The organism is Nonomuraea monospora (assembly GCF_039531895.1).
Taxonomy (GTDB): domain Bacteria; phylum Actinomycetota; class Actinomycetes; order Streptosporangiales; family Streptosporangiaceae; genus Nonomuraea; species Nonomuraea monospora.
The window spans coordinates 76,847-98,126 of the sequence record NZ_BAAAQX010000007.1 but is presented as its reverse complement, the minus strand read 5'-3'; the positions used below and the strand labels follow the sequence as shown (position 1 = coordinate 98,126).

The following is a 21,280-nucleotide window of genomic DNA, read 5'->3' as shown; positions in this document are numbered from 1 at the left end:
ACCGCGACGCCTACACTGAGCGGATGCTCGATACCGATCACTCCAGATTGGAGCGGATCGCCGGGAAGCTCGCCGCAGTGCGGGCCATGCCCATCCGGCCGGACGCCTTCGGTACGGACGCGCACGGGTTCGAGCTCGAGCCGCCGCTGCCGGAGGCCGTGGTGGCCGAGTTCGAGGAGCGGCACGAGATCACGCTCCCCTCGGCGTACCGGTTGTTCGTCACGGAGCTGGCCGGCGGTGGCGCGGGGCCGGGCTGTGGGTTACGCGAGCTCGACACCTCCTGCTGTACGCGCCGCCGGTCGGGGCACCTGGCTCAGCCCAGTCCGTACCTGCCCGGCCCGCGTTACGTCGGCGACTGGGAGGAACGGTACGAGGATCCGCCGGGGCCGGATGACGTTTTCCTGCGGGGCACGCTGAGCATCGCCGAGCACGGGTGCTCACTTGTCACGCAGCTGACCGTGACGGGGCCGGCGCGGGGGCGGGTCTTCAATCTCGACCACGGAGGACCGGTCGGCCCGTACGTGACCGAGGACGCCGACTTCCTGGCCTGGTACGAGCGGTGGCTGGACGAGGCGGTCGCCGGTTACGACGTCGGCTGGTTCGGCGAGCGGCTGCCACTGGAGGAGGCCGAACTGGTCGCCGCGCTCGCCGACGACCCGTCAGCGGAGCGCCGGGCGCGTGCGGGGGAGTCGCTGCTGCAACTGCCCGCCGTCAGTGAAGGCGGCTGGGCCGCCTTGACCGGCGCCATGATGACCGATCCGCACCCCATGGTGCGGGCCGAGATGTGGGATCTGGCACGCTGGGACCGGCACCGGCACGGGCGTCCGCTGGACGACGCCGAGGCGATCGCGGACGACATCGCACGGCACGCCAGGTCCTGTGATCCGCCGGCCCTGGAGGCGCTCGGCACCCTGGGCAGGCTCACCCCGGCCGATCTGCTGCCGGAGCTGGGATGCCGGGACCTCGAACGGCGCCGGCGGGCGGCGTACCGGCTGGCCTGGCCCTGGGGCTGGAACGGTGAGGACCTTCAGCAGGACGTCCTCGCCGACGTGGCCCGCCGGCTCCTGGCGGATGACGATCCGCTTCTCCGCTCACACGGCGTCGTCGTCGTCCGCCAATTCGGCCTGCGCGACCTGCATCCGGTGCTGCGCCGGATGCAGGAGACGGAGACCGGTCCCTGGGTCCTGCATAACATCGAGTGGTGCCTGACGGAGAAGGAGGACGATCCCGCGGCCTGGATGACGCAGGGGTGCAGCGAGGACCCGCCGTTCTGACGGCGGTCAGCGCTCGATGAGCGTGACCTCCAGCGAGTAGTGCGAGGCACGGTAGACGTGCGAGCCGTGCTCCACCGCCCGCCCCTGATCGTCGTAGGTGGTGCGGACCATCGTCAGCAGCGGCGCACCCCGGCGCTCCGCCAGCAGCCGGGCCTCGGCCGGGGTGGCGGCGCGGGCGCCGATGCGCTGGTTGGCGACCCGCATCCGTACGCCGCCGCCGCGCAGCAGTTCGTACAGGCCGCGCCCCTCCAGGTCGGCGGCCGTGAGCGGGGCCAGGCCCGGCGGCAGCCAGTTGTGCAGGACCGCGAGGGGTTCTCCGGCGGCGAAGCGGAGCCGCTCCAGGTAGAGGATCGGCGAGCCGGGCTCCACGCCCAGGATGGGGGCGATCTCCTCCTCCACCGGCCGGGACTCCAGGGCCAGCACCTGCGTGGCAGGCTCCTGGCCCGAGCGGCGCAGGTCGTCGTAGAGGCTCGTCAGCTCGACCGAGCGCTTGACCTGCCCGTGCACCACCTGGGTGCCGACGCCGCGCTTGCGTACCAGCAGGCCCTTGTCGACGAGGTACTGGATGGCCTGGCGGATGGTGGGCCGCGACAGGCCCAGCTTGTCGGCCAGCAGGATCTCGTTGTCCAGCCGAGAGCCGGGGGCCAGGTCGCCGCGGCGGATCGCCTCCGCGATCTGCTCGGCGACCTGGAAGTAAAGCGGCACGGGGCTGGACCGGTCCAGGTCGATGGCCAGGTTCGCGGTCATGCTGATCAGCTTAACCGAGGTCATAATGTCCGGACAAACTAACGTGTTAGCTCAGGTGTCCCCGCAGCCGCAGCCGCAGTCGCAGTCGTCGCCGTCGGCGTTCGGGTGGTGGGGGTGTCTCGCGGGACGCTCGTACGATCAAGAGACCCCGCGATCACGCGACCCGCACGCCCGGTGGATGATGTCCGGATGACCAAGCAGGCACGGCTGCCCGCCGGACTCATCGCGCTGACCCTCGGCAGCTTCGGGATCGGCCTGACCGAGTTCGTGATCGCGGGCCTGCTCCCGCAGGTGAGCGTGGGGCTGGGCGTCTCCGAGGCCGCCGCGGGCTGGCTCATCTCCGGGTACGCGCTGAGCGTCGCCGTCGGCGCGATCGTGGTGACCGCCGCCACCGGGACGCTGCCCCGCAAGCCGGTGCTCGTCGGGCTGGTGGCGCTGTTCGTGGCGGGCAACCTGCTGTCCGCCGTGGCGTCCGGCTACCCGATGATGCTGCTCGGGCGGGTCGTCGCCGCGTTGTGCCACGGCTCGTTCTTCGGCATCGGCTCGCTCGTCGCCCGGCGCATGGTGCCGCCGGAGCGGGCGTCGCGGGCGGTGGCGGTGATGTTCGCCGGGCTGACGCTGGCGAACGTGCTGGGCGTGCCGTTCGGCGCGCTGGTCGGCGAGCGGTGGGGGTGGCGCGCCACGTTCTGGGCGATCACGGTGATCGGGGTGCTCGCGCTGGTCGCCATCGCGGCGCTGGTGCCCGGCTGGGCGGGCGCGGTCGAGCGGGCGCACCCGTCGGCGGGCTCCGGGCCGAGCGGGCTGCGGGCCCAGTTGCACGCGTTCCGCTCCTGGCAGGTCTGGCTGACGCTGGCGGCCACCGCGCTCGGGTACGGCGGCATGTTCGGCGCGTTCAGCTACATCGCCTACACCTTCACCCTGGTCAGCGGCTTCTCGGCCGCCGACGTCGCCTGGCTGCTCGTGGTGTACGGGACCGGCCTGGTGATCGGGAACCTGGCCGGTGGGCGGGCCGCAGACCTCGACCGCGATCGCACGCTGATCGTCTCCCTGGCCGGTCTCGCGGTCACGCTCCTCGCGTTCGGGCTGCTGGCGGCCAGTCCCGTCGCGGCGGTGGTGCTGGTTTTCCTGCTGGGGCTGTTCGGGTTCGCGGGCGTGCCCGGCATGATCACCCGCGTCACCGACTACGCGAACGGGGTGCCGCTCGCCGCCAGCGCCAACGTGTCGGCCTCCAACGTCGGCAACGCCCTCGGCGCCTGGCTCGGCGGCCTGGCCATCAGCGCGGGGCTCGGCTACACCGCGCCGCTGTACGCCGGGGCCGCCCTCGTCCTGGCCGCGCTCGTGGTGATGACGATCAGCGCACGCCGGGCTTCGGCGGGCCTGGAGCCCAAGTGATCGGGCTTCGGCGGGCCTGGAGCCCAAGTGATGACGGTCAGCGGGCGACGAGCTGCGGCAGCTCCGTCAGCGACGTGATGCGGGGGAACCCGGCGGGCGGCGGCACGGTCGCGAGCCGGTCCAGCCAGATCGAGCGCATCCCGATCACCGCGGGCCCCGTCACGTCGTTGGCCACGTCATCACCCACCAGCACCACCTCCCGCGGCTCCAGCCCCAGCACCGCCGCCGCCCCCGTGTAGCAGGCGGGGGCAGGCTTGAAGTGCCCGCCCAGCACCTCGCCCGTCAGCACCGGCCCGACCACCCCCGCCAGCCCGATCGCGCGGACCTTCGCCTCCTGCATCGGCAGCGTGCCGTTGGTCAGCACCCCCAGCGCGTACCCGTCGAGCCCCGCCAGCGCCCCCGCCACGTCGGGGAAGGCGGCCCAGTGCCGCCGGTACAGCTCGGCGAACCCGGCGTAGGCGTCGTCCAGGTCGTCGGGGACGGGCACGGCCAGCTCCTCGCACAGCGCGGTCAGGCGCAGCCGCCGCTGCTCCTGCAGCGTGCACTCGCCCGCCTGCCACATCGCCAGGTACGGCCCCTCCAGCTCCGCCCAGATCGCCGCCGCCTCCGCCAGGCGCGGATGGCCCGGGAAGCGGCCCGCGACCCACGCCGTGATGCCGGCGTCGGCGGCGGCGCGGTGGTCGAACAGGGTGCCGTCGAGGTCGAACAGGATGGCCTTGATCCCGCGCAGGCTCACTGGGCGGCTTCCGCTCCGATGCGGGCCGCGGTTTCGCGTGGGGGGTAGCCGAGCGTGAGGCCGCGCACCGACAGGGCGGCCTGCGCGAACAGCGCCTCGGCGTTCTCCGCGAGCACGTAGTTCAGCGCGGGGGAGAAGGGCCGGTGCGCGTCCAGGGCCTGCGCCTCCCGCTCCGCCAGCTCCTTCGGCAGCGCCTCCCGGTAGTCGGCGATCAGCGCGTCGAGGTCGAAGAGCTGCCCGTACCGCTCGGACGTGCCCGCCACCACCCGCACCAGCTCGCCGTCCACCTCGGCCCGGTAGACCAGGTTCGTGCCGCCGCTCTTGGCGAACCAGCGCATCGCCTCGTCGGCGGGCAGCGTGAACGCCCCGTACGGCTTGCGCCCGTACAGCAAGGCCTCAGCTATCCATCGGTCACACCACAGCTCGTCGCGGTAGGGTGCCGGGGCGTGCGGATCGACGGCCAGGCCCTGCGCCAGCACCGGGTTCCAGGCCGAGACCATCGGGCTGCTGAACCGCGGCATGCGGGGGCCGCGCCAGTGGGAGAGCGCGTGGCCGTACCAGACGGTCACGACCTCGACCCTGCGCTTGGGAAGGGGACGCTCATAGGTGCCGTTCATGATCTGGCCCCCGTCGGGGTGCCGCCATGGTCCGGGGGAGAGGCCGATGTCTGTGGGGGCCGGAGGAGTCCGGTAGTCGGGATGGAGTATCCACGCGTCCGCCACAGTTTCTCTGCCTTTCCGATTGGCGTATGCATGACGTGTCAGACCACTAGAGTGGCCATCGTGCAACACCCGTCACTCGGTTTCAATAGACCAGGTGTAAACGCTGATATTTGTCATCGATGGTTGTGACAGACGTATGCAGTTAAGCGTTGTCGCGGCCCGGCTGTGCTCCCTGCGCGCCGCGGCCAGGCTGTCGATGAAGTCCGCGGCGGACGCCGCGGGGCTCAACACCTCCACGATCTTCCGGATCGAGCACGGGCTGGTGGCGCCGCGCGAGGCCACCGTGCGCACTCTCCTTGAGCTGTACGGTCACGGCGAGCACGTGGGCCGGCTGCTGTCGCTGCTGCGGGAGGAGCGGGTGCCCGGCTGGTACGACGCGCCCGGCGTGCCGCTGGGGCTGTCGGCGTTCCTGGAGATGGAGGACCAGGCGCAGATCATCTACACGTACTGCCCGCTGCAGGTCCCCGCGCTGCTGCAGAGCGCCGCCTACGCGCTGTCGGCCGCGCTGGCCGCGCTGCCCGCCGGGGCCACGTACGAGCAGGCCGCGACGGCCGCCGACCTGGTCGCCGTCCGGCAGCGGGTGCTCGACCGGCACCAGGGGCCGCACCTGTGGACGGTGCTCGACCAGGCGGCGCTGGTCGACCCGCCGCTCGGCCGTCCAGAAGATCGGCTCGCCCAGCTCGACACGCTCGCCAAGGCCGCCAAGCAGCCGCACCTCGCCGTGCAGATCGCGCGGCCCGTCCGCGAGACCGGCTACCTCTACCAGGGGCCGCCGTTCACGCTGCTGCGCTTCCCCGAGCAGGACCGGGCGGACGCGCTGGTGCTGCACCTGCTGCACGCCCCGGTCGTCATCGAGGACCGGCGGCGGGTGGAGGAGCATCAGCAGGCGTTCGCGCGGCTGTCGCTGTCGGCGCTGCCCGTCGAGTCCACCCCCGAGGTGCTGGACGGGGTTCGCGCCACGCTCGCCATGGGCTGACGCCTGTTGAGGCCGGAGAGCTGCCAGGCCAGGCGCTTGCGGACGGCCGGGATGCGGCCCGCCAGCGCGAGGGCCAGGTTGCGCAGCACCCGGCGGCCCGAGGCGGCGGTGGCCAGCGCGGTCAGCCGCCCGGCGAGGGCGACCACCTGCTCGGCCTGCGGGCGGCGGGTGGCGGCGTAGGCGTCGAGCAGGTCGCCGGGCTCGCCGCCGAGCACGCGGGCCAGCGCCTCGCCCAGGTGGACGGCGTCGTCGATACCGAGGTTCATGCCCTGGCCGCCGGCGGGCGAGTGCACGTGGGCGGCGTCGCCGGCCAGCAGGACGCGGCCCTGCCGGTAGGTGTCGGCGATGCGGTGGTGCACCCGGAAGCGGGAGCTCCAGACCAGCTCCTCCACCCGCGCGGGCTCGGCCTCAGGGCCGCGGGTGTCGAGCAGGTGCTGGACGAAGGGGATGCCGGGCTCCTTGGGGGCCTCGTCCACGGTGGCGACGATGCGGTGCAGCCCGCCGGGCAGCGGGGCGACGACGACCAGCCCGGCGGGGGAGAAGTACAGGATGACCTCGTTGCGCGGCACCCCGCCGGTCAGGCGGACGTCGGCCAGCACGAACGACTCGGCGTAGGTGCCGCCGGTGAAGCCGATCCCGGCGCTCTGGCGGACGGTGCTGTGCAGGCCGTCGGCGCCGATCACGTAAGCGGCGCGGATGCGCTCCCCGTCGTCCAGGACGGCGGTGACGCCGTCGGCGTCCTGCTCGACCGTGGTCACCCGGGCGGGCCTGATGACCTTGCCGCCCAGTTCCTCCAGGCGGGCCAGCAGGTACGCCTCGGTGTCGGCCTGGGAGATCATCAGCGTGTAGGGGTAGGCGGTGGGCAGGCCGTCGAAGGGCACCGGCACCAGGACCTTGTCGCGATCGCGGATGGTGAAGACCGGGGTGTGCACGCCGTGCGCGGCCATCTTGCCCGCCACCCCGTACGGCTCCAGGACCTCCAGGGTGCGGGAGTGCACGACGGCGGCGCGGGAGGTGTTGGCGCCCTCGGGCTGGGCGTCCACGATCACGACGGTTCTGCCGCGCTGGGCGAGGACGACGGCGGCGGTGAGTCCGGCGGGGCCGGCTCCGACGATCAGCACTTCGGCGTTCATGTCGACTCCTTGGTCAACGGCTGTTGGCACAACGGTAGATCGGGGGAGACAGGTGTGTCAACGCCTGTTGGCCAACAAGTGTTGGCATGCGTGGGTGCGGGAAGGCGCAGGGCGTGGGGAGGTGGCGCGGGAAGGCGCAGAGCGCGGGCCGGGGGTGTGGGCCGGTGGCGTGGGGAGGTGGCGTGGGGAGGTGGCGTAGGGAGGTGGCGTGGGGAGGTGGCGTAGGGAGGTGGCGTGGGGAGGCGGAGGTGAGTGGTGCGGGCAGCGGGTGTGGAGAGGGGGTGGGGGGTTATGGGTGCGGGAAGCGGTGGTGTGGGGTGGGGGTGCGGGTCAGTGGTGCTGGCGGAACTCGCCGGCGCGGCGCACGTGATCGATCATGATGCGTTCGGCCGTCTCGGCGTCACCGGCCTCCAGGGCCGTCAGGATGCCCTGGTGGGCTTCGAGTTGCGCCTTGACCTGCGTCTCGTCCAGCCACAATGACGCCTCGGCGGGCACAGGGAAGCTGTTGCGCACCGACCGGGCGTGCTCGCCCAGGAAGGCGGGCCCGCCGATGTCCACGATGCGCAGGTGGAAGCGCCTGCTCTGCTCGCCGAGCCGGTCGTGCCTGCCCTGCGCGGCGTCCTCGGCCATCGCGACGTGCAGTTCGCGCAGCTCGGCGAGCTCGGCCGGGGTGATCCGGCCGGCCGCCAGCCGCGCCCCCAGCCCCTCGACGACCGCGCGCACCCCGTAGTACTCGGCCAGCGCCTCGTCGCCCAGGTCGACGACGGTCGCGCCGTGGTGGGCCTCGTAGCTGATCAGCCGGTCCTTCTCCAGCCTGCGCAGCGCCTCGCGGACGGGCGTGACCGAGACCCCGAGGCGCTTGGCCACCTCCCCGGCGCGCAGCGCCGTCCCGCCGGGGATCCGGCCGGTGCGGATCTCCTCCAGGAGCACGGTGTAGACGTAGTCGGCCTTGCTCATGGGCGGACGGGGCTCGGTGGGTGACATGTCGTCAAGTGTCTCGCAGATTCGGCCACGGTCTTGACCTATGACATATTTCTTATAAGTTACATACTCATGACGAGCCTCGCCGACCTGAGGGTCATCGACGCGGCGACGCTGTTCGCCGGGCCCTCCGCGGCCATGATGCTGGGCGACTTCGGCGCCGACGTGATCAAAATCGAGCACCCCCGCCGGGGCGACCCCTCGCGCGGGCACGGCGCCGCCGGCCTGTGGTGGAAGACGCTGTCGCGCAACAAGCGCGCCGCCGCCGTGGACCTGTCGCGTGCCGAGGGGCAGGAGATCCTGCGCCGCCTGGCCGAACGGTCCGACGTGCTGATCGAGAACTTCCGCCCAGGCACCCTCGAACGCTGGAACCTCGACCCGCAGGACCTCCTCAAGCTCAACCCGCGCCTGATCGTGGCGCGGATGACCGGGTTCGGGCAGTTCGGGCCGATGGCCAAGCGGCCAGGGTTCGGCACGCTCGCCGAGGCCATGAGCGGCTTCGCGGCCATGACGGGCGAGCCCGACGGGCCGCCCACCCTGCCGCCGCTGGCCCTGGCCGACGGCATCGCGGGCCTGGCCATGTCGTACGCCGTCATGGTCGCCCTGCACGCCCGCGAGCAGACCGGGCGCGGCCAGGTCATCGACATGGCGATCATCGAGCCGATCCTCGGGCTGCTCGGCCCGCAGATGAGCATCTACAAGGCGCTCGGCCTCGTCCAGCAGCGCACCGGCAACCGCTCCAGCAGCAACGCGCCGCGCAACACCTACCGCACCCGCGACGGCCGCTGGCTGGCCATCTCCACCAGCGCCCAGCCCATCGCCGAACGCGTGGTCACCCTCGTCGGACGGCCCGACCTGGTCGAACAGCCCTGGTTCGCCAGCGGCCACGGCCGGGTGCAGCACGTGGACGAGCTGGACGAGGCCGTCGCCTCCTGGATCGCCGAGCGGGACGCCGACGAGGTCATCGCCAGGTTCGAGGAGGTGCAGGCCGCCGTCGCGCCCATCTACGACGTCACCGACCTGGCCGAGGACCCGCAGTACGCGGCGCTCAACACGTTCGTGGAGGTGCCGGACGAGGAGTTCGGCACGCTCACCATGCAGAACGTGCTGTTCCGGATGTCGGACACGCCCGGTGAGATCAAGTGGGCGGGGCGGGCGATCGGCAGCGACACCGACGAGGTGCTCGGCGAACTGGACTACGCCGCCGAACGGATCGCCGCCCTGCGCGAGGACGGGGTGATCGCGTGACCCCGCCTGTGACGCCGCCCCCCGGGACCTCGCCTGTGACGCCGCCGCCCGGGGCCGCGCCTCTGACCCAGCCGCCCGTGAGCCCGCCGCCCGGGAGCCCGCCGCCCGTGAGCCCGCCAGTGACGCCGCCGCCCGTGAGCCGGCTGCTTGTGACCTGGTTGTACGTGCCCGGCGACCGGCCCGAGCGGTTCGCCAAGGCCGAGGCGTCCGGCGCCGACGTGGTCATCATCGACCTGGAGGACGCGGTCGCGCCCGTGCGCAAGGACGAGGCGCGGCGGAACGCGGTCGCCTTCCTGCGCGCCCGCCGGGACGGCGGCCGGCCTGAGCCGGGGGCGCTGGAGGTGCACGTGCGGGTCAACGACCCGGCCACCGCCCGCGGGCGCGACGACCTGGCCGCCGTCGGTGACCTCGCCGACGCCGTACGGCTGCCGAAGGTCGAGTCGACGGACGTGCTCGACGCGCTCGCCGGTGCGCCCGCGTACGCGCTGCTGGAGTCGGCGGCCGGAATCCTCGCGGCCCGCGAGATCGCCGCGGACCCGCGCGTGGTGGGAGTGGCGCTCGGCGAGCAGGACCTGGCGGCCGAGCTGGCCGTCACCGGCGAGCAGGCGCTGAACCACCTCAGGCTCCAGGTCGTCCTCGCTGCCGCCGCGGCGGGGCTGCCGCCGGTGCCCATGTCCGTCTATCCGGACGTCAAGGACGAGGAAGGGCTGCTCGCCTCCTGCCGGGCGGGGCGCGCGCTCGGGCTGTTCGGCAGGACCGCCATCCATCCGCGTCAGATCCCCGCGATCAGGCGGGCGTTCCGGCCGGGGGAGGAGGAGGTCGCCAGGGCCGCCGAGATCGTGGCGGCGGCGGAGCGGGCCGAGCAGGCGGGCGTCGGCGCGGTGGCGCTGCCCGACGGGCGCTTCGTGGACGCGCCGATCGTCGTCAGGGCGCGCCGCACCGTAGACCTGGCCCACCGCCTCACCGACCCGACCCCGACCCCGCCCGGCTCACCAGACCCGACCCCGACCCCGCCCGGCCCACCAGACCCGCCCCCGGCCGCGCCCGGTTCGCCGGAATCCGGCGCCTGACCACCGGCCTGCACACCCTCACCCCCAGCACTACCCCCATTGGAGGTCATTCGCCATGGGAATCGCCGTATGGGCGCTCATCGCCTACATCGTCGTCATCGTCGTCTGGAACGGCGTGCTCAAACGCAACATCGGTGAAGCGATGCTCATCGGTTTCGCAGGCGTGTGCCTCTTCGGCGGCGCCGACTTCTTCCAGCTGGCCTGGGCGGGCATCGTCGACGCCATGGCCCAGGAGGTCGTCTTCGCCGCCCTGGCCTTCGTCTTCATGGGATACCTGCTCACGAGGCTGGGCCTCATCCAGGAGCAGGTCACCGTACTCAACTCGATCTTCGGAAGGCTGCGCGGCGGGGCGGGTTACGTCTCGACGTCGGCCGCCGCGCTGCTCGGCGGCCCGTCGGGGTCGGGCTCCGGGATCGCCGCGTCGGTCGGCTCGGTCACCATCCCGTGGATGATCCGGTCGAACTGGCGCCCCGACCTGGCCGCCTCGCTGGTGGCGGGCAACGCCGGGCTGGGCATCTCGATCCCGCCGAGCTCCTCGATGTTCCTGCTGCTCGGCTCGGCCGCGGTGGCGCCCGTCCTGACGGCCGACCAGCTCTTCGTGCCCGCCCTGGTGGGCGGGTTGTGGACGGTGGCCTACCGGTTCGTGGTGGTGTTCCTGTGGGTGCGCCGGCACAACATCGCGGCCACCGACGCCGCCGACCTCGTGCCGCTGCGGGCGGCGCTGCGCGCCGGGTGGACGTCGCTGCTCGTGTACGCGGGCATCCTGGTCCCGGTGCTGATGACGCTGGACTTCGGCGTGGCGCTGATGGAGTCGCGGGTCGGCGAGGCGGCCGGCGACATCAGCATCATCGTGTGGATCCCGGTGCTGACCGTGCTGGCCACGTTCGCGGTGGCGTGGAGGCGGCTGCCGCGCACCGGCCGCGCCTGGAGCGAGCTGCTCGGCGAGATGGCCCCCAGGTACGCCGTCATCGGCGCGACGCTGTTCTTCGCGTTCGCCGCCGCCGCCAGCCTGGGCGAGCTGGGCCTGGTGGACCAGCTCACCACGATCCTGCGCAGCGTGGAGGCGCCCGCCGCGGTCATCGCCGCCATCGTCGGCCTGCTGCTCGTCGTCATCGCCGCGCCGCTGACCGGCACCGCGACGATCGCCGCCGTCGGCGGGGTGGCGTTCAGCGCGCTGACCGCGGCCGGGATCGCCCCGGCGGCCGCGGCCACCGCCATCATGATCTTCGCCTCGACCGAGGGGGCGTCCCCGCCGGGAGCGGCCCCCATCTACATCGCCAGCGGCATCGCCCAGGTGGACCCGGCCAGGACGTTCGGCCGCCTGATCGTCTGGTTCGTCATCCCCAGCCTGGTACTCGGCGTGCTGGTCGCGACCGGCGTGCTGCCGATCTGAGAGGAGCCCGCGTCATGAAGAGCATCGTCATGGTCCTGTTCAAAATCGGCCTGGTCCTGTTCCTCACGCTCGGCGTGGTCGTCGTGCTGGTGCAGGCGGCCGGCCTCGTCATCGGCAGCCCCGGCCTGGTGTCCGGGGCGGTGTCCGCGCTCGGCATGGCGATGACCGTGTCTGCCGGGGTGACCGGGCTGCTCGGCTTCGTGATGTCGTACCTGTTCCATTGGAAGACGGGCGAGGACTAGCCGCGCGGCACCCAGCGGGCCGACAGCTCCTCGTCCCGCGGCGGCGCGCCGGGCAGGTCGCGGTGCGCCGGGGGGACGCGCAGGGCGTCCATCGTCAGCGTCAGGTAGCGGTGGCGCAGCTCGGCGGCGCGTTCCTCGCCGCCCAGCTTGATCGAGGCGAGCTGCTCGAACAGCAGCGCGATGTCGGCCACCGTCACGTCGGGCCGCAGCACGCCCGCCGCCACCGCGCGGCCGTGCACCTCGACGGCCAGGCCCGACGCCCTGGCCGCCAGCTCGCGCAGCTCCGGCGTCGGCGTGAACGTGCCCGCCAGCTTGATCGTCAGCGAGCTGGAGTCGGCGTCCACGATGCCGCGCAGGTAGCCGGCGAACGCCTCCCACGGGTCGCCGTCGTCGGCCAGCGACCGCTCGCTGACCTCGACGTAGAGCCGCAGCCCGTCCCCGCACAGCTTCTGCAGCAGCGCCTCCTTGCTGGGGTAGCGGCGGTAGAGCGCGCTGATCCCGACGCCCGCCTTCTCGGCCACGGCCGCGATGGGGGCGCCGGGCTCGGCGGTGAAGACCGCCCGCGCCGCCTGGAGGATCAGCTCGTCGTTGCGTGCGGCCTGCGCCTTGCGGCCGCTCATGGGTGCGCTGCTCATACCTCGCAGTGTATGGGAACGTAGGGTTCCGTTCTACTTTCGTACGCTAAGAGAACCTGAAGGAGAGCGTAAGCGCGGCCCCGCACCATGGTCACATGACCAATCACAAGAGCGACTACGCCCCCGTCAACGGCCTGCGCATGTACTACGAGATCCACGGCGCCGGCGACCCGCTGGTCCTGATCCACGGCTCCTTCTCCGCCATCGGCACCTCGTTCGGCAAGCTCCTGCCGCACCTGGCCAAGAACCGGCAGGTGATCGCCGTCGAGTTCCAGGGCCACGGCCGCACCGCCGACATCGACCGGCCCCTGTCGCCCCAGCTCATCGCCGGTGACGTGGCCGCGCTCCTCGACCACCTCGGCATCCGCCAGGCCGACGTCCTCGGCTACAGCCTCGGCTCCACCATCGCCTTCCAGATTGCGCTCACGCGGCCGGACCTCGTCCGCAAGCTCATCCTCGCCTCGTTCTCCTTCACCGCGGAGGGCCTGCACCCCGGCCTGTCCGACGGCTTCGAGACGCTGCGGCCCGAGCACCTCATCGGCTCGCCCTTCCACGACGAGTACCTCCAGCTCGCCCCCCGCCCCGAGGACTTCCCCGCGCTGGTCGACAAGGTCAGCGACCTCATGCGCACCCTCCGCAACCCCACGGCCGACGACGTGCGGTCGATCCAGGCGCCCACGATGCTGGTCATCGGCGACTCCGACATCATCCGCCCCGAGCACGCCGTCGAGACGTTCCGCCTGCGGGGCGGCGGGGTGGCCGGCGACCAGGTCGGGCTGCCGCCTGCGCGGCTGGCCGTGCTGCCCGGCACCACGCACGTCACGCTCGTGCACCGCGCGGAATGGCTCGCCTCCATGATCGACGACTTCCTCGCCGCTTCGTAGGTCAAGACGGAGGACTGAGGGGATCAAGGCTGGGCAATCACCTCGTGCAGTCGTACGCTGCGCACTGCCCGGTATGCGACCCCCAGGGAGAGACCATGACGCAGCAGGAGGAGCCCCGGTCCGTGCGCGTGCTGCTCTCGCCCGCGAACGTGTGGCGGGCCGCGCTCGCCGTCGTCGCCGTCCTCGCCGTGGTGCTCTTCGCGCGCTTCGTGCTGGCGGACGCGGGCGGGCTGATCGTCGTGGTGATCGTCGCCTGGTTCACCTCGCTGGCCATGGAGCCCGCCGTCGGCCGCCTGGCCCGGCACATGCGCCGCGGCGCGGCGGCGCTGCTGGTGATGGTGGCGATCTTCCTGTTCGCGGCGATCTTCCTCTACCTGTTCGGCAGCCTGCTGGCCGAGCAGGTCGCCGTCCTGGTGCGGGAGCTGCCCGACATCCTCACCGGCGCCGTCGCCTGGGTGAACGAACGCTTCGGCACCAACTACCAGATCGCCGACATCCTCACCTCGCTCAACCTCACCCCGCAACAGGCCGCCCAGTACGCCCAGGACGTGCTCGGCAACGTCCTCGGCCTGCTCGGCACCCTCACCGGCGCGCTCGTCAACACCTTCACGCTGCTGCTGCTGATCTTCTACCTCTCGGCCGACGGGCCACGCCTGCGGGTGTGGCTCGCCCGGCTCATGCCCGCCAACCTCCAGCGCGTCTTCCTCACCATCTGGGACGTGTCCCTCGTCAAGACCGGCGGGTACGTGTGGGCGCGGCTCCTCCTGGCCACCATCAACGCCGTCACCTCGGCCGTCGTCTTCCTCGTGCTCGGGATGCCGTCGTGGCTGGCGCTCGGGTTGTGGACGGGGCTCGTCGCGCAGTTCGTGCCCACCATCGGGACCTACATCGCCATCACGCTGCCCGCGGTGGTCGGGCTGGTGTCGCCGCGGCCGTGGATCGGGCTGGCCGCGCTGGCGTGGGGGGTGCTCTACCAGCAGGTCGAGAACCTGACGCTGGAGCCGCGGATCAGCGGGAGGTCGGTGGACATCCATCCGGGGGTGGCGTTCGCCGGGGTGATCCTGGGGGCGTCGTTGTTCGGGGCGGTGGGGGCTCTGCTGGCCGTGCCGGTGGTGGCGATGCTGCTGTCGCTGATCGACACGTTCGTGAAGCGGCAGGAGCTGGTGGAGGCCGCGACCCCGGGGGACGGCGCGCCCCCGGACGGCGAGGCGCCTTCACCGAAGCCGAAGCCAGAAGCGGAGGCGAAGGCAGGAGCGGAGGCGCGGCCGGGGGAGGAGGCGCGGTCGGGGGTGGGGCCGGAGGCGGACGGCGGGCGCACCGCGCGCGGCTGAGCCGGGTTCAGTCGCGCTTCTCCGCGCCCGTGACGTCCGGAACGCGCATGTCGACGTGCCGCGCCGGCCGCCGGTACCCGGTGGACTTCGGCCGCTCAGGAATCTTCAGCTCCGACTGCTTGACGTCCTGGTAAGGCACCGACGACAGCAGATGGGAGATCATGTTGATCCGGGCCCGCCGCTTGTCCTCGCTCTCCACCTCGTGCCAGGGCGCCTCGGCGATGTGGGTGTGCACCATCATCTCGTCCTTGGCCCTGGAGTACTCCTCCCACCGCGTGATCGACTCCAGGTCCATCTCCGACAGCTTCCAGCGCCGCAGGGGGTCCTCCAGCCGGTCACGGAAGCGCCGCTCCTGCTCCTTGTCGCTGACGGAGAACCAGTATTTGCGCAGCAGGATCCCGTCCTCGACCAGCAGCCGCTCGAAGATGGGGCACTGGTGCAGGAACCGGGTGTACTCGTCCGGGGTGCAGAAGCCCATCACCCGCTCGACGCCGGCCCGGTTGTACCAGCTCCGGTCGAACAGCGCGATGTGGCCGGCGGCCGGCAGGTGCTCCACGTACCGCTGGAAGTACCACTGGGTGCGCTCGCGCTCGGTGGGCGCGGGCAGGGCGACGATCCTGGCCACGCGGGGGTTGAGGTACTCCGAGACCCGTTTGATCGTGCCGCCCTTGCCGGCCGCGTCGCGCCCCTCGAAGACGACGACCAGCCGCCGCCCTTCCGCCTTCACCCATTCCTGCATCTTGACCAGCTCGGCCTGCAGCTCCAGGAGCTGCTTCTCGTACTGCCTGCGGGGCATCCTGTCGGCGGTCATCGGGCGGCGGTCCTTCCTCTGACGGCCCGCGTCACCGGGCCGGTTTTCGCACCACGACGGTGCCGAACACCAGGTCGTGCATGGCCCTGCGGTGTGCCTGCACCAGCACCAGTATCATCCCGAAGAACCAGATCGGGGCGAACAGCAGGCCGAGCGTGGCCCGCAGCGCGGCCCGGAACAGGCCGACGCGGCTTCCGTCCGCGCGCCGGACCATGATCGCCAGGACCAGCCCGCCGAGGGTCTGCCCGGTCGCCCACCAGGCGAGCGAGAAGTAGACGAGGGGCAGCGTCGCCCCCGCGATCTGGAAGCTCGAGGTGAACCACGCGGGCGGCGTGCCCGCCAGGGACTGCCACATCATCGGCGGGCCGAGCACGGCGATCGGGGTCACGACTGTGAGCGCCGCGGCGTCGATCAGCACGGCCATCAGCCGCGACACGATCCCGGCGTAGTTCGGCGGGCTCATCCCTTACGTCGCCGGTCCGCCGCGGCGCAGCCGCTGGAAGGCGGCCTCGGCCCGGTCGTCGGCGCTGGCGATCTTGGCCTGCAGCTCGTCGGCCATGGAGGCCATGACGCTGCGTCCCTGCGCGGCGACCATGGCGCGCAGCCGCTGGTCGGCCACCAGGTCGCCGACGATGGCGGGGATCGCCTGCTCGCGGATGTGCGGCAGCACCGCGTCGATGACCGGCGGCGACAGCGTCTCGGCGGCCTGGCGGACCGCCCTGGTCACCAGGCCGCCGAGCAGCGAGCGGGTGGACTTGGCGACCGTGTCGCTCACCGGCCCGCGCAGCCAGGCGGCGGTCTGCCGGCTGCTGCCCGCGATGGCGTCCTCACCGCGTTCCGCGGCTGTGGCGAGCACCCGGCGCAGCCACGGGGCGGGCAGGCCGGCCACCTTGCGCACGCCTTCCGAGCACTGGCCGATCAGCCGCTCGCCGGCCTGCGCGCCCTGGGCGAGCAGCCCGACGGTCACGTTCACGGCGGGCGGCGCGGGGTCGGAGAGCAGGTGCAGGCGCTGCCCCGCGTTCACGGTGCCGGCCAGCACGATGCGCGGCATCGAGGGACGGTCGTCCTCGCCGTCCCGCACCGTCTCCTCCGCCTGCTCCGGGCCGTCCGGCGCCGCCGCCTGCGCGGGGCCGCTCTCTTCAGGCCCGCTCGCACGGGCCTCACCCACGCGCTCCGTCATCGCGTCCTCCCCTCGGGGTGACCGGTTCGTTGTGCCGCTGCCGGTCGTCCGAAATCTGCTCGTCGTACGTCCGCTCATCGTCCGCCTGCTCGTCGAAGGTCTGCTCGGTGGAGGTCTGCTCGGTGGAGGTCTGCTCGGTGGACGTCTGCTCGGTGGACGTCTGTTCGGCGTACGTCCGCGCCTTGTACTTCCTGGCGAGGCGGCCCAGGTCGAGCGCCAGCGCCGTCACCGGCACGGCCAGCATCACGCCGGCCAGCCCCGCCACGATCCCCGCCAGGACGGTGACGAGCAGCACCACCATCGGGTGGATGCGCAGCGCGGCGCCGAACACGAACGGCGCGAGCAGGTTCTGCAGGGTGCCGTTGGCCAGCACCACCACCAGCAGCATCCACAGCGCGGCGCTCACGCCGCCGGAGCCGAGGGCGATGAGCACGGTGAACGCGCCGGAGACGAACGCGCCGGCGTACGGGATGTACGCGCCCAGGAACGTGGCCAGGGCGATCACCCCGATGGCGGGCACCCCCAGGATCATCGCGGCGGCCACGATGAGCACGGTGTTCATCACCGCGATCAGCGTCATGCCGAGGAAGTACCGGCGGATGATGCCGGCGGCCCGCCCGACCGCCTCGCTGCCCACCTCCGCAGGCAGCGGCAGGGCCCGCACCGTCGCGGACGTCATCAGCACGGTGTCCTTGAGCATGAAGAACACCAGGTACAGGCCGAGCGCGAGGCCGACCACCAGCTCGATCAGGACGGCCACCCCGCCGGCCAGGCCGGTGAGCAGCTCGGTGACCAGGGTGGGCAGCGCGTCGGCGAAGGTCTGGCGGAGGTCCTCGGCCTGCCCCGCCGCCAGGCCGAGGTCGCGGGCGAGCTGCTCGGCCCGTTGCCAGCCGACGTTCAGGGCGGCGGTGATCGACTGGAGCTGGCCGCGCAGCCCGGCGACCAGCACGAAGCCGCAGACCGCCGCCGTCAGCAGGACGGTCAGGCAGCACAGGGCCGCCGCGGCGGCGCGCGGCATCCGCCCGGTCAGCCGTTCGGCGAGCGGGGCGATGACGACGGCGATGGCCGCGGCCAGCACCAGCGGCATGAGCAGCGGCCGCAGCACGTGCAGCAGGAACAGCAGGATGGCGGTGCCCAGCGCGAGCCCGGTGAACAGCCACCCGGACACGCCCGGCGCCTCCAGGCGGGACCGCACCGATGGCCGCGTCCGGCTCGCCTGTCTCATGCTGGTGGTCATATCCGGGCTCCCGGCGGCGATGAGCGACGATGGGCGACGCTGAGGACGATGAACGGGGCGACGTCACGACGGTGAACCGGTGACGTCGGGAACGTCGATGGCCTCGCGTCGAGCGTCGCCACGCACGCGGGTGCGCGCATCACCCTGCGTGGGTGATGGGAGGGTGGGGATGGCTCCGGATGATGGCCGCATGAGCAAACAGCGGAAGAAGAGCCGGCGCGGTCTCATCGTCGCGGCAGGGGCGGGTGCGGCGACGGCTGCGGCCGTCCTCGTCAATCTGGCCCGGCGCCGTCAGCACCGCAGCGGCGCAGTTCAGGATCCCAAGGAGCAGGCGACCCGATAGGTGAAGCCGATCGCCCGATGCCCGGGGTGGTGTGACGGTGAGCGTGGCCTGCCATCACCCGGGTGAGTCCTGCCGCGCGGTCTCACCCGGGTGAAATCGCCGCCGAGGTATGCGAGGAATGCCCGAAGTGCGCCTAACGTCCAGACGCAAGCTGATCCCTTTCGGGCAGGGGTGAGCAGTATGGCACGGATCAGGTTGGACGTAGGTGTTCTTCCGTACAAAGTGGTTATTCCTCAACCACCGCCGTGGCTGATCGTCCGCCGCAGGATCGTGGACCGCCTTCGCCGGGGCGTCCAGGGTCCTCTCACCGTGGTGACGGGTCCTCCGGGAACCGGCAAGACCATGGCGGCGATCTCGTGGGCCATGTGCGGCACCGCCCCGGGCCCCATCGCCTGGGTCACCCTGCAACGGGGCGCCGAGCAGTCAGAGGTCTTCTGGCCCATGGTCCTGTCGGCCTTCCAGCGGGCGGGGGTGGAGGTGAGCGGCGACGGCGACCCCGTGGCCGCCCTGGCCCTGACTCTCACGGAACGGGCCCAACCCGTGGTCCTGGTGCTGGACGACCTGTCCGTTCCGGCCGACTGCGAGGTGAACAGGGACCTCGGCAGGCTCCTGCGCGACACGCGCGCCTGGCTGCGGCTGGTCGTGACGGCGCGCCAGGACCCGCCGCTGCCGATGCGCCGCTACCACCTGGCCCAGGAGCTGACCGAGATCGGGGCCGAGCAGCTCGCCTTCTCCGAGCGGGAGGCCGAGCAGCTTCTGGCGCAGCACAAGGTCGGCCTGTCGCAGTCGTCCCTGCGCACGCTGCTGGCCAGGACCGAGGGGTGGGCCGCCGGGCTGCGGCTGGCCGCGATCTCCATGGAGGGGCACCACGACCCGGACGAGTTCGTCGCCCACTTCGGCGGCGACGACAACTCCGTCGTGGCCTACCTGATGGAGGAGGTCCTGGACGCCGAGCCGGACGACCGGCGCCGGCTGCTGATGGCCACCGGCGTCCCCGAGCGGATCAACGCGGAGCTGGCCACCGAGCTGGCTGGGCCGGTGGCGGGCCGGGCGTTCGCCGCGATGGTGCGCGACAACGCGTTCGCCACGCGCCTCGACCACGGCTGGTACCGCTACCACCCGATGTTCGGGGAGGCGCTGCGGCTGATCCTGCGGCACGAGACGCCGGGCCACCTCGCCGAGCTGGACCTGCGGGCGGCGTCGTGGTTCGCGCGCGCCGGGGACGTGCACGACGCGGTGTGGCACGCCGCCCGCGCCGGCGCCTGGCCCTACGCCGCCCGGCTCGTCGTCGACCATCTGGAGATCGGCCGGCTGCTCGGCCTGCGGTCCGGCCACGTGCCAGGCGAGGGGCCGCGGCCCGGCCACGTGCTCGGCGACAGCCTGCGGGCGATGCCGGACACCGTGCCGCACCTGGCGGGGGCGCCGGAGCCGGCCGTGGTCGCGGCGGCCCTGGCCCGCGCCGGCGGCGACGAGGAGTCCTGCGCCGCCGCGCTGGAGACGGCGCAGGCGCTGATCGACCGCTCCCCGGCCACCGCGTCACCGTCCCTGCGGATGTCTATCGGCCTGGTACGGCTGGCCGACCCGCAGCCGCGCGAGGCGGACCTGGCGCGCACCCTCACCGAGGTGGAGAGCCTGCTGCAGCAGGCGCCGGCGCACTCGCTCGACCAGCACCCGGAGATCGAGGCCATGGTGCTGGCCGCGCGCGGGTCGCTGGAGCTGCGGCAGGGGCGGCTGAACGAGGCCGTCGCGGCCCTGCGCGCGGCCGTCGAGCCGGCGGCGCTGGCCGGTGGCGACTTCCTCTACCGCCACTGCCTGGGTCAACTGGCCCTGGCGGAGGGGTTGCGCGGCCGTCCGGCCCGGGCCTGCGAGCTGGCGGCCCAGGCGGAGCAGCTTCCCGACCCCGGCCCCGTGCCGGCGGGCCGTCGCGGCGCCGCGGCGCATCTGGCCTCGGCGTGGGTGGCGATCCAGCGGGTGGAGCCGGGCCGCGCCAAGCAGGAGCTGTCCAAGGCCCACGCGGCGGTCCGGCAGTGCCCGGACGCCGTCATGGCCGGGGTGCACGCCCTGATCAGCGCCCAGGCCAGGCTCCTGGAGAACCTGCCCCGCCAGGCCCTGGACGAGACCCGCGAGGCCGTCCAGGAGCCGCGTGGAGGACAGGAGCTGCGCGGAGGACAGGAGCCGCGCGGGGCCGGGCAGGAACCGTGCGAGGCCGCTGTGGCTCTGGAGCCGTGGTTGCGGCGGCGCCTGCTGCTCATCCAGGCCGAGGCGCACGCGGCACTGGGTGAGGCGGCGCAGGCGCGGGCGTGTGCCGAGCGCGCAGGGGACGCCGACGACCTGCGCAAACCCCTGGCACTCGCGGTCGCCGCGCTGAGCGAGGGACGGCCGGGCGAGGCCGCGCAGGCGGTGCACGCGGTGCTGAGCGAGCCCGGCCTGGTGCCCCTGGACGTCCGGCTGGACGCCTTGCTGCTGGACGCCCGGCTGGCCTACCAGAACGGCGACCCTTCCAGGGGCCGCCGGATGCTCGACAGGGCGTTACGGCTGGGCGACCGCGAGCAGGCGCTGCTGCCGTTCGCGCGCTCGAAGCCCTGGCTGCAGCCGCTGCTGCGGCACGACCCGTACCTGGTGCGGCCCTACCAGCGTTTCCTGGCGCGGCTGCGGCTGGCTCCGGACGGCGGCGAGGAGCAACTGGACACCGCCATGTACGGCAGGCTCAGCGCCCGCGAGCTCGACGTGTTGCAGCACCTGACCAAGGTGATGACGACCGAGGAGATCGCCGCGCAGATGTACGTGTCCGTTAACACCGTCAAGACGCATCTGAAAAGCATCTACCGTAAGCTCGCCGTCACCCGCCGGGCCGAGGCGGTACGCAGAGCGAAACACCTGTCACTCGTCTGAGAGGGCCCAAAAGGCGAAATATCCTGCCCGTTTTGTGGGTGGTTGACTGTTTG

At 72.6% G+C, this 21,280-nt stretch carries 20 protein-coding genes and 2 pseudogenes; 11 read left to right on the top strand and 11 right to left on the bottom strand.

Going from position 1 to position 21,280, the window contains the following annotated elements; all coding sequences use genetic code 11:
- The first annotated feature begins 23 nt into the window (after window positions 1-23).
- On the top strand, window positions 24-1,274 hold the full coding sequence (locus ABD331_RS15780; RefSeq protein WP_344475192.1) for a winged helix DNA-binding domain-containing protein: 1,251 nt from the start codon (window positions 24-26) through the stop codon (window positions 1,272-1,274).
- 6 nt (window positions 1,275-1,280) lie between these two features.
- Here ABD331_RS15780 and ABD331_RS15775 read toward each other — a convergent pair whose 3' ends face one another.
- On the bottom strand, window positions 1,281-2,021 hold the full coding sequence (locus ABD331_RS15775; protein ID WP_344475190.1) for a GntR family transcriptional regulator: 741 nt from the start codon (window positions 2,019-2,021) through the stop codon (window positions 1,281-1,283).
- 189 nt (window positions 2,022-2,210) lie between these two features.
- Between ABD331_RS15775 and ABD331_RS15770 the strand changes: the two genes are divergently transcribed.
- Window positions 2,211-3,413 (top strand): MFS transporter, encoded by a 1,203-nt coding sequence (locus ABD331_RS15770; RefSeq protein ID WP_344475188.1) that lies wholly within the window; start codon window positions 2,211-2,213, stop codon window positions 3,411-3,413.
- A gap of 37 nt (window positions 3,414-3,450) precedes the next feature.
- Here the strand turns inward: ABD331_RS15770 and ABD331_RS15765 are convergent, their stop codons facing one another.
- Window positions 3,451-4,149, bottom strand: a complete 699-nt coding sequence (locus ABD331_RS15765; RefSeq protein WP_344475187.1) for an HAD family hydrolase — start codon at window positions 4,147-4,149, stop codon at window positions 3,451-3,453.
- Window positions 4,146-4,766 carry a hypothetical protein gene (locus ABD331_RS15760; protein ID WP_344475185.1) on the bottom strand — a complete coding sequence of 207 codons (621 nt, stop codon included), beginning with the start codon at window positions 4,764-4,766 and terminating at the stop codon, window positions 4,146-4,148. The genes ABD331_RS15765 and ABD331_RS15760 overlap by 4 nt, the downstream gene beginning before the upstream one ends.
- A gap of 241 nt (window positions 4,767-5,007) precedes the next feature.
- Here ABD331_RS15760 and ABD331_RS15755 point away from each other — a divergent pair, with 241 nt between their 5' ends.
- The gene (locus ABD331_RS15755) at window positions 5,008-5,847 is read left to right on the top strand and encodes a Scr1 family TA system antitoxin-like transcriptional regulator (protein WP_344475183.1); all 840 of its coding nucleotides are present in this window, start codon (window positions 5,008-5,010) and stop codon (window positions 5,845-5,847) included.
- Here ABD331_RS15755 and ABD331_RS15750 read toward each other — a convergent pair.
- Together ABD331_RS15750 and ABD331_RS15745 are read right to left on the bottom strand one after the other, a co-directional pair.
- Complete coding sequence (locus ABD331_RS15750) at window positions 5,751-6,980, bottom strand: FAD-dependent oxidoreductase (RefSeq protein ID WP_344475181.1); 1,230 nt, start codon at window positions 6,978-6,980, stop codon at window positions 5,751-5,753. The two genes, ABD331_RS15755 and ABD331_RS15750, sit on opposite strands and share 97 nt — an antisense overlap.
- Before the next feature lie 330 nt (window positions 6,981-7,310).
- A complete protein-coding gene (locus tag ABD331_RS15745; RefSeq protein WP_344475179.1) occupies window positions 7,311-7,964 on the bottom strand; it encodes a GntR family transcriptional regulator in 654 nt (217 codons plus the stop codon).
- 69 nt (window positions 7,965-8,033) lie between these two features.
- Here ABD331_RS15745 and ABD331_RS15740 point away from each other — a divergent pair, with 69 nt between their 5' ends.
- From ABD331_RS15740 to ABD331_RS15725, 4 genes are all read left to right on the top strand, one after another.
- Window positions 8,034-9,209, top strand: a complete 1,176-nt coding sequence (locus ABD331_RS15740; protein ID WP_344475177.1) for a CaiB/BaiF CoA transferase family protein — start codon at window positions 8,034-8,036, stop codon at window positions 9,207-9,209.
- A gap of 134 nt (window positions 9,210-9,343) precedes the next feature.
- Window positions 9,344-10,279 (top strand): HpcH/HpaI aldolase/citrate lyase family protein, encoded by a 936-nt coding sequence (locus ABD331_RS15735; protein WP_344475175.1) that lies wholly within the window; start codon window positions 9,344-9,346, stop codon window positions 10,277-10,279.
- 55 nt (window positions 10,280-10,334) lie between these two features.
- Window positions 10,335-11,672, top strand: coding sequence for a TRAP transporter large permease subunit (locus tag ABD331_RS15730; protein WP_344475173.1), 1,338 nt, complete (start codon window positions 10,335-10,337; stop codon window positions 11,670-11,672).
- A gap of 14 nt (window positions 11,673-11,686) precedes the next feature.
- On the top strand, window positions 11,687-11,914 hold the full coding sequence (locus ABD331_RS15725) for a hypothetical protein (protein WP_344475171.1): 228 nt from the start codon (window positions 11,687-11,689) through the stop codon (window positions 11,912-11,914).
- Here ABD331_RS15725 and ABD331_RS15720 read toward each other — a convergent pair.
- Complete coding sequence (locus ABD331_RS15720; RefSeq protein ID WP_344475169.1) at window positions 11,911-12,549, bottom strand: TetR/AcrR family transcriptional regulator; 639 nt, start codon at window positions 12,547-12,549, stop codon at window positions 11,911-11,913. The two genes, ABD331_RS15725 and ABD331_RS15720, sit on opposite strands and share 4 nt — an antisense overlap.
- Before the next feature lie 95 nt (window positions 12,550-12,644).
- Between ABD331_RS15720 and ABD331_RS15715 the strand changes: the two genes are divergently transcribed.
- Complete coding sequence (locus ABD331_RS15715; protein WP_344475167.1) at window positions 12,645-13,433, top strand: alpha/beta fold hydrolase; 789 nt, start codon at window positions 12,645-12,647, stop codon at window positions 13,431-13,433.
- Window positions 13,434-13,528: 95 nt separating this feature from the next.
- The gene (locus tag ABD331_RS15710) at window positions 13,529-14,764 is read left to right on the top strand and encodes an AI-2E family transporter (RefSeq protein ID WP_344475165.1); all 1,236 of its coding nucleotides are present in this window, start codon (window positions 13,529-13,531) and stop codon (window positions 14,762-14,764) included.
- A gap of 7 nt (window positions 14,765-14,771) precedes the next feature.
- Here the strand turns inward: ABD331_RS15710 and ppk2 are convergent, their stop codons facing one another.
- The 5 genes and pseudogenes from ppk2 to ABD331_RS15690 all read right to left on the bottom strand — a co-directional run.
- Window positions 14,772-15,575: a polyphosphate kinase 2 gene (ppk2, locus tag ABD331_RS15705; protein WP_344475163.1), complete on the bottom strand. Its 804-nt coding sequence runs from the start codon at window positions 15,573-15,575 to the stop codon at window positions 14,772-14,774.
- Between the two features lie 31 nt (window positions 15,576-15,606).
- Complete coding sequence (locus ABD331_RS15700; protein ID WP_344475161.1) at window positions 15,607-16,038, bottom strand: RDD family protein; 432 nt, start codon at window positions 16,036-16,038, stop codon at window positions 15,607-15,609.
- 3 nt (window positions 16,039-16,041) lie between these two features.
- Window positions 16,042-16,755 carry a hypothetical protein gene (locus ABD331_RS15695; protein ID WP_344475159.1) on the bottom strand — a complete coding sequence of 238 codons (714 nt, stop codon included), beginning with the start codon at window positions 16,753-16,755 and terminating at the stop codon, window positions 16,042-16,044.
- A gap of 74 nt (window positions 16,756-16,829) precedes the next feature.
- A pseudogene (locus tag ABD331_RS60925) lies at window positions 16,830-16,895 on the bottom strand (pentapeptide repeat-containing protein); the annotation flags it as partial.
- 83 nt (window positions 16,896-16,978) lie between these two features.
- A pseudogene (locus ABD331_RS15690) lies at window positions 16,979-17,980 on the bottom strand (AI-2E family transporter); the annotation flags it as partial.
- A gap of 202 nt (window positions 17,981-18,182) precedes the next feature.
- On the opposite strand from ABD331_RS15690, the gene ABD331_RS15685 reads away from it, so the two are divergent.
- A complete protein-coding gene (locus ABD331_RS15685) occupies window positions 18,183-18,335 on the top strand; it encodes a hypothetical protein (RefSeq protein WP_344475155.1) in 153 nt (50 codons plus the stop codon).
- 312 nt (window positions 18,336-18,647) lie between these two features.
- On the top strand, window positions 18,648-21,227 hold the full coding sequence (locus tag ABD331_RS15680) for a winged helix-turn-helix domain-containing protein (RefSeq protein ID WP_344475153.1): 2,580 nt from the start codon (window positions 18,648-18,650) through the stop codon (window positions 21,225-21,227).
- The last annotated feature ends 53 nt before the right edge of the window (window positions 21,228-21,280 follow it).

Bases quoted from the DNA above. Each gene is read 5' to 3' on its own strand.
- ABD331_RS15750 (WP_344475181.1), bottom strand. From the start codon at position 6,980: ATGAACGCCGAAGTGCTGATCGTCGGAGCCGGCCCCGCCGGACTCACC.
- ABD331_RS15780 (WP_344475192.1), top strand. From the start codon at position 24: ATGCTCGATACCGATCACTCCAGATTGGAGCGGATCGCCGGGAAGCTC.
- ABD331_RS15725 (WP_344475171.1), top strand. From the start codon at position 11,687: ATGAAGAGCATCGTCATGGTCCTGTTCAAAATCGGCCTGGTCCTGTTC.
- ppk2 (WP_344475163.1), bottom strand. From the start codon at position 15,575: ATGACCGCCGACAGGATGCCCCGCAGGCAGTACGAGAAGCAGCTCCTG.
- ABD331_RS15720 (WP_344475169.1), bottom strand. From the start codon at position 12,549: ATGAGCAGCGCACCCATGAGCGGCCGCAAGGCGCAGGCCGCACGCAAC.
- ABD331_RS15740 (WP_344475177.1), top strand. From the start codon at position 8,034: ATGACGAGCCTCGCCGACCTGAGGGTCATCGACGCGGCGACGCTGTTC.
- ABD331_RS15755 (WP_344475183.1), top strand. From the start codon at position 5,008: ATGCAGTTAAGCGTTGTCGCGGCCCGGCTGTGCTCCCTGCGCGCCGCG.
- ABD331_RS15685 (WP_344475155.1), top strand. From the start codon at position 18,183: ATGAGCAAACAGCGGAAGAAGAGCCGGCGCGGTCTCATCGTCGCGGCA.
- ABD331_RS15710 (WP_344475165.1), top strand. From the start codon at position 13,529: ATGACGCAGCAGGAGGAGCCCCGGTCCGTGCGCGTGCTGCTCTCGCCC.
- ABD331_RS15715 (WP_344475167.1), top strand. From the start codon at position 12,645: ATGACCAATCACAAGAGCGACTACGCCCCCGTCAACGGCCTGCGCATG.
- ABD331_RS15760 (WP_344475185.1), bottom strand. From the start codon at position 4,766: ATGAACGGCACCTATGAGCGTCCCCTTCCCAAGCGCAGGGTCGAGGTC.
- ABD331_RS15775 (WP_344475190.1), bottom strand. From the start codon at position 2,021: ATGACCGCGAACCTGGCCATCGACCTGGACCGGTCCAGCCCCGTGCCG.
- ABD331_RS15730 (WP_344475173.1), top strand. From the start codon at position 10,335: ATGGGAATCGCCGTATGGGCGCTCATCGCCTACATCGTCGTCATCGTC.
- ABD331_RS15695 (WP_344475159.1), bottom strand. From the start codon at position 16,755: ATGACGGAGCGCGTGGGTGAGGCCCGTGCGAGCGGGCCTGAAGAGAGC.
- ABD331_RS15745 (WP_344475179.1), bottom strand. From the start codon at position 7,964: ATGTCACCCACCGAGCCCCGTCCGCCCATGAGCAAGGCCGACTACGTC.
- ABD331_RS15770 (WP_344475188.1), top strand. From the start codon at position 2,211: ATGACCAAGCAGGCACGGCTGCCCGCCGGACTCATCGCGCTGACCCTC.
- ABD331_RS15700 (WP_344475161.1), bottom strand. From the start codon at position 16,038: ATGAGCCCGCCGAACTACGCCGGGATCGTGTCGCGGCTGATGGCCGTG.